Raw genomic sequence first — 8864 nt, 5'->3', positions numbered from 1 at the left:
CTCTCAGCTACTCTATATGGCCTCTTCTTTTCAGTTAAATAATTTTAAATATAATGTAATTTTATTTAACTGAAATATATGTTAAACTAACGTTAATCGAATTTTCTAAAAACAAAAAAGGAAGGCGGATAACATTTTGGAAAATTTTTTTCTGTTTATTATTATGTCTATATGTCTTATTATTCTACCCGGTCCTGATACAGCAATGGCTACGAAAAACACATTGGTTGCTGGCAAAATCGGTGGCGTAAAAACTGTTTTTGGTACTTGTGTTGCGCTTTTAATTCACACTTTAGCTGCTGTAATTGGTCTTTCAGCACTTATTGTGAAGTCTGCTCTTTTATTTTCTATTTTTAAATATGTTGGTGCTGTATATTTAGTCTATATTGGTATTCAAGCCCTTTTAGCAGTAAGAAACACCGGAGACTTAAACACAAATGACGTTCCAATAAATAATGACAATAAACATACTTCTTGCTTTCGCCAAGGGTTTCTTACAAATTTACTAAACCCTAAGATTGCAGTCTTCTTTTTAACTTTTTTACCACAGTTTTTAAATCCAAATCATAATACATTTATACAACTTCTCGTTATGGGACTTACTTATCTCATTTTAACAGTCATTTGGTTTGCTTTTTATATATTTTTAATTGATAAAATTAGTGCTTTTATGAAAAAACCGAAGACACAGCGTTATATTCAAGGAATTACAGGAATCGTCTTAATTGGGTTTGGTATTAAATTAGCCTTTGAAAGAAATAGTTAACACAATACAAACGAAAATACACTACTCCATTATGAGTAGTGTATTTTCGTTTGTATTATTTTGATAATGAATGGGAATGCACCCCACTCATTATCCTTTCACTTTATTAAAACCAGCGCTCAGTTACAACTTTTTTACGTGTATAAAATTGAACACCATCCGTACCATTTGTACCTAAATCACCAAAGAATGAAGCTTTATTTCCTGCAAATGCGAAGAATGCCATTGGTGCAGGAACATTTACGTTTACACCGATCATACCAGCATCGATGTTATCACGGAATGTTTGTGCATGCTTACCATTTGAAGTATAAATAACAGCACCATTTGCAAATTTTGATTGATTCGTCAGTTTAATACCTTCTTCTAAATCTTTCACTCTCACAATACTTAGTACTGGAGCGAAAATTTCATCTTGCCAAATTTTCATTTCTTGGTTTACACCATCAAAGATTGTTGCTCCAACAAAGTAACCTTCCCCAACTTCTTCATGGATTTTACGACCATCTACTAATAAAGTTGCCCCGTCAGCTACACCGCTATTAATATAGCCTAAAACACGCTCTTTATGCGATTCACGGATTAATGGTCCAACGTAATTATCTTCGTTGAAACCGTCACCTACTTTTAGTTTTTTCGTCTCTGCTACTAGTACATCGATAAATTCATCAGCGATTTCATCTACTACTGCTACTACTGAACATGCCATGCAGCGCTCTCCACTACTTGCGAACGCAGACCCAATTACACCTTGTACTGTTTTCTCAAGGTTGCAATCTGGCATAACAACCGCATGGTTTTTCGCACCTGCTAACGCTTGTACACGTTTACCATTTTTTGTACCAGTTTCATATACGTAGCGTGCCACTGGCTCTGAGCCAACAAACGAAACTGCTTGAATATCTTTATTTTCTAAAATACTATTTACAACATCTTTTCCGCCTTGTACTAAATTTAATACCCCTTTTGGAAAACCAGCTTCATAGAATAACTCTACAAGTCGCTCAGCTAAAAGTGGTGTTCTTTCAGATGTTTTTAATACGAATGTATTACCGCAAGCAATTGCAAGTGGGAACATCCATAATGGAATCATCATCGGGAAGTTAAACGGTGTAATACCAGCAACAACTCCGATTGGATAGCGCCAAATCGATCCATCAATTCCACTAGCAATATTCGGAAGAGCTTGTCCCATCATTAAATTTGGTGCTGATGTTGCAAGTTCTACCGCTTCAATACCACGCTGTACTTCACCAGTTGCATCCGTTAGCGTTTTACCGTTTTCTAGCGTAATGATTTTTGCAAGCTCATCTTTATTTTCTTGTAACAGTTGTAGATATTTGTATAATTGTCTTGAACGATTTGGAACTGGTACTTTAGACCATGTTCTGTATGCCGCTTTTGCCGCTTCAACAGCTTTTTCAACATCTTCTTTTGGAGAAAGTGGAACGTAAGCGATGATTTTTCCAGTTGCCGGATTCGGAACCGCTTCTACTTCCGTACCAGTAGATTCTACCCATTCGCCATTAATATGATTTTTCACTCGTTTAATTTCAGTTGTAATCATTATATTCTCTCCTTTTTTATCATGGTTTTTATAAGTGCACTATTTTTGATTAGAAATTAATTGTTCGCTAACTTTCTTATATAAAGCAGCCATATCGTTTTCACCATATCCTGCCTCACTCGCTTCTTCATATACGTTTAATAACATCTCACTTACTGGTAAGTGAAGTTCACTTTCTTTAGCTAAATCTACCGCAAATCCTAAATCTTTCTTTAATAAATTTACAGTAAAGCCCGGATCATAATTTTCTGATGCAATGAAACTTTTATAATTACGCTCATAAATTCTACTTTGACCGTAACTTACATTTAAAATATCAAACATTTTATCTAAATCCATATTGTTCTTTTTAGCTAATGTTAAAGCTTCACTCACACCAGCTGTATAAAAACCAATTAATAGATTGTTAATTAATTTAACAGTTGTACCACTATCAATCTGCTCACTAACATGGAAAACATTCGCTCCAAGTACTTCCATGACAGATTCAGTTTTTTCATATACTTCTTTCGATCCACCAACCATAAACGTTAATGTACGGTTTTCTGCACCAATTACCCCACCACTAACAGGTGCTGCTAAAAAGTCTACTTTCTTTTTCTTCGCCGACTCCTCTAACTGTTTGTTTAACTGTGGAGATACTGTACTTGTATCAATTAAAACTACATTTGAGTGGCTATTTTCAAATAACCCTTCTGCTCCAAAATATACTGCTTCAACAGCACGAGGTGACGGTAAACTTGTAAAAATCACATCACATGTCTCTGCTAGTTTCGAAATTGATAAACCGATAATTCCGCCTTCCTTTTCAAAGGAAGCTTCAGCTTCTTTATTCAAGTCCACTCCGTATACTGTGTAACTTGATTTAACTAAATTTTTAGACATTGGAAGACCCATGTTACCTAAACCGATAAAACCAATCTTTTTCATATCGCTTTCCTCCTATTTACACAATATATTTCCCGCGATTTATAATAGCTTTCGCAATATCTCTCTTTTTCGTAAATAAGTTCGTGTATAAAGGCACTAATAATTGACGGATTTCAGCTAAAACTACACTTCTATCTTGTTCTTCTGTGACAGCTGCTGAAAGGATGGAAATCGCAGCTTCTTCTACTTTACGATATCCTTCTTCACAAATAACATCTGTTATCATTTGCTTCGTACGCTCTTTTTCTTCACCATTTTTACTAATTGCTTTACTCGTACGTAAAAATGCTGATTCCATGACGTACACGTCCGTCAACATATTTGATAATACGCGTGAATATTCTTGCTCTTGCTCAATTTTTAAGCCTGGAGTTTTAGAGAGCGTTTTCAAAGATTGTTTCAACAATTTTTTCGATAATAAAATGTAACGATGGTTTCTTTCTACATTTGATATATCACTTTCTACTACATGATCTTCAATTTGCTCGAATTGTTTCATTAACATTTTAGCAACTGTTAATCTATTAATTTCGTTCGTCCCTTCAAAAATACGACTAATTCTAGCATCACGATATAAACGTTCTACTTCGTATTCTTGCATATAACCGTATCCACCATGAATTTGTACAGCCTCATCTACGATATAAGCAAGTGTTTCAGAAGCGTTCACTTTATTCAGTGCACATTCAATTGCAAATTGGGACATTTTTTTCATAAGATCTTCATCACTCTCATGAATTGCTTCATCAATTACACCTGCTGTACGGTAAGCTGCACTTTCCGCTCCATATGTAGCAATGATCATATTTGCAATTTTCTCTTGAATCATCGTAAAGTCTACTAATTCCGTTTGGAACTGTTTTCGCTCTTTTCCATATTGAACTGACAAACCGATTGCTTGTTTTGCTGTTCCAATATTTCCAAAAGCAAGTTTCAATCTAGCAAAGTTAAGAATATTAAGAGCTACGTGATGCCCTTTTCCAACTTCCCCTAAAACATTTTCAGCAGGGATAACAACATCTTCTAAAATAAGCGTCGCCGTTGAAGAACCTTTTATCCCCATCTTCTTTTCTTCTAATCCTATTGATACACCTTCACATGTTCTTTCGACAATAAACGCTGTCATTCCTTTATTTGTCTTCGCAAAAACAACGTATACATCTGCCATATGAGCATTTGTAATCCACTGCTTCTCACCATTCAACTTCCAAGCTGTACCATCTTCATTTAATATTGCGCTCGTTTTTGCACTTAATGCATCAGAACCGGCATTTGGCTCAGTTAAAGCATAAGCCCCAATCCATTCTCCCGATGCGATTTTTGGTAAATATTTTTCTTTCTGTTCTTTCGTTCCGTAATATATGTAAGGCAATGTACCGACACCGGCGTGTATATTAAAAGAAACGCTAAATGCACCAGCGTAACCCATTTTCTCTGCTACAAGACCTGAGACAGCCTTTCCTAACTCGAACCCGCCATAATCTTCTGGTACCTCAATGCCTAATAATCCAAGTTCCCCAGCTTTCTCAAATAATTGACGAGAAACTTTATAGTTATGTTGTTCAATGTTCTCAATTTGTGGAACAATTTCTTGTTTAACGAATTGTTCTGTCGTTTTTGCAATTAAATCTTCATCCCCTGAAAAATCTTCTGGTGTAAAGAAAGTATTGTTCACATCTTTATTGAGTGAAAAAAATTCATCCCAAGGTAACTTCGTTTTCTCCATCTGAATCCCCCTATCATTTCGGCCTTCATTGCTCCTTGCATATGCTCGTCTACGATGAGTGGAATATCTTATTATTGAAAACAGAAGGCGATGAATTTTCACATCAAGCAGTTCGTTTTGCCAAAGATGTATTCTCATCGCCTTAGTTGTTCTACCTATTGATCTTCAGATAATACTGTTTTTGCAATACCAGTATCTAATTCTTCAAAGTCATGATATGAAATTGTTTCATATAATTCACTTCTCGTTTGCATATTAGAAAGTGCATCTTTTTGAGAACCTGTTTCCTTAATTAAAGTAAACACATTCTCATACGCTTTCGCAGCAACTCGAAGTGAAGTTACAGGGTAAATAACCATTTGGAAGCCCATATTCGCAAATTCCTCAGCACTATAATATGGTGTTTTCCCGAACTCAGTCATATTTGCTAGTAAAGGTGCATTCACTTTGCTAGTAAATAAACGGAATTCTTCTTCCGATTGAAGCGCTTCTGGAAAAATTGCGTCTGCACCTGCTTTAACATATGCATTCGCTCTTTCAATCGCAGCATCTAGTCCTTCTACACCGCGTGCATCTGTGCGTGCTACAATATATAAGCTTGGCGCAACTTCTTTAATCGCTTTAATTTTTTGAACTAATTCTTCTGTAGTAACAAGTTTCTTACCATTTAAATGTCCACATTTCTTTGGTAATTGTTGATCTTCAATTTGAACAGCCGCTACTTTTGCCTCTACCATTTCTACAGCTGTTCTCGCTACGTTTAGTACTCCACCAAATCCTGTATCAATGTCAACAAGAACTGGTAAATCTGTAGCTCTAACTAGATCCCTTGCTCTTTCAGCTACTTCAGTAGATGTCACGATACCTAAATCTGGTAGACCTTTACTTGCAGTGTAAGCAGCTCCCGATAAATAAAGAGCTGAAAAACCTGTATTTTTCGCAACAAGAGCCGCCATTGCATCATGAGCACCTGGAATTTGCAAAATTTCATTTGCTTCTACTAAAGCTCGGAAGCCATTCGCAAGCTCCTCTTGTGTTGACTGTTTATTCACAACCCAAGCCATTCTAAATTCCCCCTATTATTAAATTAAGAATAGATCTACAAATTCGTTTACATTCATATTTTCTAGTTTTTCTTCATTTAAACAAACTTCATGAATTTGTTCTTGTTGCTTACTAGAATAATGACCTGCCATATTTGCAGTGAATTTTCGAACAACTTTTGGAATCGCTTCGTCTCTACGGAAACGGTGACCAAGTGGGTATTCACATTCCACATTTTCTGTTACAGTACCATCTTTAAAATGAACTTGAACAGCGTTGGCGATTGAGCGCTTGTTCGGGTCAAGATAATCTAAACTGTACTGTTTGTTTTCAACAACAACCATCTTATTTCGTAATTCATCTACACGTGGATCATTTGCTACTACATCCTCATAATCGTCCGCAACGATATCTCCTTTTAATAAACCAATTGCTGTAATGTATTGTAAACAATGATCACGATCAGCTGGGTTATTTAATGGACCTTCTTTATCGATAATACGAATTGCTGATTCATGAGTTGTAATTGTAATGCTATCAATTTCATCTAATCTTTCTTTAATTTCCGGATGTAATTTCACAGCACATTCTGCAGCTGTTTGTGCATGGAATTCTGCTGGGAATGACACTTTGAATAATACATTTTCCATTACATAAGATTCTAGCGGTCTTGCTAATTTTAATTCTTGCTTATTAAATAATACATCTTGGAATCCCCATCCTGGCGCAGATAATGCTGTTGGGTAACCCATTTCACCTTTTAGAGCAGTCATTGCAAGATGAACACCGCGGCTCGTCGCATCTCCTGCTGCCCATGATTTACGTGAACCAGTATTTGGAGCATGACGATATGTACGAAGACTAGAATTATCAATCCACGCATGTGATAATGCATTAAAGATTTCTTCACGCGTTCCGCCAAGCATTTTCGCAACTACTGCAGTTGTTGCTACTTTTACATATAATACATGGTCAAGACCAACACGATTTAAGCTGTTTTCTAAAGCAAGTACACCCTGAATTTCATGTGCTTTAATCATCATTTCTAGTACTTCACGTACTTTTAATGGTTCTTTTCCTTCTGAAATACGAACGCGGCTAATATAATCTGCTACTGCTAAAATTCCGCCTAAGTTATCAGATGGATGTCCCCATTCTGCTGCAAGCCAAGTATCGTTATAGTCTAACCAACGGATCATACATCCGATATTAAATGCGCCTTTTACTGGATCTAGCACATAAGATGTTCCTGGTACACGTGTACCATTTGGCACGATTGTTCCTGGTACAACTGGTCCTAATAATTTCGTACACTCCGGGTATTGTAGTGCTAAAATTCCGCATCCAAGTGTATCAAGTAATACGTAGCGGGCCGTACTGAATGCTTCTGCACTTGTAACCTCTTTATTTAATACATAGTCCGTAATTTCTTCTAATAATGCATCTTTTTGTTTAATTTCATTTGTTTTAATCATGCTATTCTTCCCTTTCTGTCGAAAATTCGTTATTATTAATGATGGGTGTCGGTCAAACACCCATCTGGCGGGCGGCGCTAACAACTCCCCAGTTGTTTTTATTTACTAAATGCATGTCGCTCGCCAATATAATTTACACGTGGACGGAACAAACGATTGTTCGCATGTTGTTCAATAACGTGCGCACATAGTCCTACTGTTCTAGAGCTAAAGAAAATTGGTGTGTAAAGTTGAATTGGAATACCAAGCATCCAATATACTGGAGCAGCATAGTAATCAAGATTCGGATAAATGCCTTTTTCCTTCTCCATAATCTTCTCTCCAGCTTCACACATTTCATATAGTGTATAATCGCCTTTTACATCACAAAGCTGTTTTAAAGCTTCCTTCATCATAAGTGCTCTTGGATCTATCTTCTTCATATATACGCGATGTCCAAAGCCCATGATTTTTTCTTTGTTATAAAGTTTCTTCTGTAATAGTTCTTCAAATTTCTCAACATTGCCAGCTTCTAAAAGCATGTACATAACAGCTTCATTTGCACCACCATGTAAACTTCCTTTTAAAGATGCAACTGCACCTGTTAGAGCACCGTATAAATCCGATTGTGTTGATGCAATTACGCGAGCTGTAAATGTAGAGTTTGGCATTTCATGTTCACTATATAAAACGAGGGAACGATCAAAGATCTTTTCCTCAAGTTCAATTGGTTTTTTACCAGTTAACATATAGAAGAAATTCGCACTATATGACAATTCCTGAAGGGGCTGAATTGGCTCCTCGTTATTTAAAATATGATAGCTATTCGCTACAATATTTGGCACTTTACTTAAAAGCTTGTACCCTCGACTTTTATTCACTTCTAACGAGCGGTTTTCGATATCACTATCGTAACCAGCTAATGCAGACACACCTGTACGTAACCCATCCATAGGATGCGTTTCTTTAGGCAATGCCTTTAGCACATTAAATACACCTTCTGGCACTGCATATTCTTCTTTTAATTTCTTTTCAATTATTGCTTTCTCATCCTCATTCGGTAAACGTTCTTCTAATAAAAGGTGCACAATGTCTAAATACTCTTTTGTTTTTGAGAGTTCGATTAAATCATACCCTTGAATTACAATTTCACCTTTTACTGTGTCAAGAAACGAAATTTTCGTCTCCGCTGCTACTACACCATCTAATCCCGGGGAAAATTTTTCTTCAGCTTTCATCATTATTTCCTCCAATCCTAATAGATCTTCGTGCACATAACTGTAAGCCTTTACAATACTGTGAAACTACATTTCTATTTCAATGTATCAGAGTTTTTAGAAGATTTCAATTTATTTTATAATGATAAGTTTTCTATAC

At 36.1% G+C, this 8864-nt stretch carries 7 protein-coding genes; 1 reads left to right on the top strand and 6 read right to left on the bottom strand.

The window, feature by feature from the left end:
- Positions 1–133: 133 nt before the first annotated feature.
- A complete protein-coding gene (locus ACFWDE_RS28785) occupies positions 134–766 on the top strand; it encodes a LysE family translocator (protein WP_377896178.1) in 633 nt (210 codons plus the stop codon).
- Between the two features lie 106 nt (positions 767–872).
- Here ACFWDE_RS28785 and ACFWDE_RS28780 read toward each other — a convergent pair whose 3' ends face one another.
- The 6 genes from ACFWDE_RS28780 to mmgD form a co-directional block, all read right to left on the bottom strand.
- On the bottom strand, positions 873–2333 hold the full coding sequence (locus ACFWDE_RS28780) for a CoA-acylating methylmalonate-semialdehyde dehydrogenase (RefSeq protein WP_377896177.1): 1461 nt from the start codon (positions 2331–2333) through the stop codon (positions 873–875).
- A 39-nt stretch (positions 2334–2372) separates the two neighbouring features.
- Complete coding sequence (locus tag ACFWDE_RS28775) at positions 2373–3263, bottom strand: NAD(P)-dependent oxidoreductase (protein WP_377896176.1); 891 nt, start codon at positions 3261–3263, stop codon at positions 2373–2375.
- A 16-nt stretch (positions 3264–3279) separates the two neighbouring features.
- A complete protein-coding gene (locus ACFWDE_RS28770) occupies positions 3280–4989 on the bottom strand; it encodes an acyl-CoA dehydrogenase family protein (RefSeq protein WP_377896175.1) in 1710 nt (569 codons plus the stop codon).
- Between the two features lie 155 nt (positions 4990–5144).
- Entirely contained in the window at positions 5145–6053 is a 909-nt protein-coding gene (prpB, locus tag ACFWDE_RS28765) for a methylisocitrate lyase (RefSeq protein WP_000312644.1), read from the bottom strand.
- Between the two features lie 18 nt (positions 6054–6071).
- Positions 6072–7508, bottom strand: coding sequence for a 2-methylcitrate dehydratase (prpD, locus tag ACFWDE_RS28760; protein ID WP_377896174.1), 1437 nt, complete (start codon positions 7506–7508; stop codon positions 6072–6074).
- A gap of 98 nt (positions 7509–7606) precedes the next feature.
- Entirely contained in the window at positions 7607–8728 is a 1122-nt protein-coding gene (mmgD, locus tag ACFWDE_RS28755) for a citrate synthase (protein ID WP_377896173.1), read from the bottom strand.
- Between the last annotated feature and the right edge of the window lie 136 nt (positions 8729–8864).

It is taken from the genome of Bacillus sp. NPDC060175 (assembly GCF_042728695.1).
GTDB lineage: Bacteria > Bacillota > Bacilli > Bacillales > Bacillaceae_G > Bacillus_A.
This window is presented reverse-complemented; position numbering and strand designations above follow the sequence as displayed.

Bases quoted from the DNA above. Each gene is read 5' to 3' on its own strand.
- prpB (WP_000312644.1), bottom strand. From the start codon at position 6,053: ATGGCTTGGGTTGTGAATAAACAGTCAACACAAGAGGAGCTTGCGAAT.
- ACFWDE_RS28780 (WP_377896177.1), bottom strand. From the start codon at position 2,333: ATGATTACAACTGAAATTAAACGAGTGAAAAATCATATTAATGGCGAA.
- ACFWDE_RS28775 (WP_377896176.1), bottom strand. From the start codon at position 3,263: ATGAAAAAGATTGGTTTTATCGGTTTAGGTAACATGGGTCTTCCAATG.
- prpD (WP_377896174.1), bottom strand. From the start codon at position 7,508: ATGATTAAAACAAATGAAATTAAACAAAAAGATGCATTATTAGAAGAA.
- ACFWDE_RS28770 (WP_377896175.1), bottom strand. From the start codon at position 4,989: ATGGAGAAAACGAAGTTACCTTGGGATGAATTTTTTTCACTCAATAAA.
- mmgD (WP_377896173.1), bottom strand. From the start codon at position 8,728: ATGATGAAAGCTGAAGAAAAATTTTCCCCGGGATTAGATGGTGTAGTA.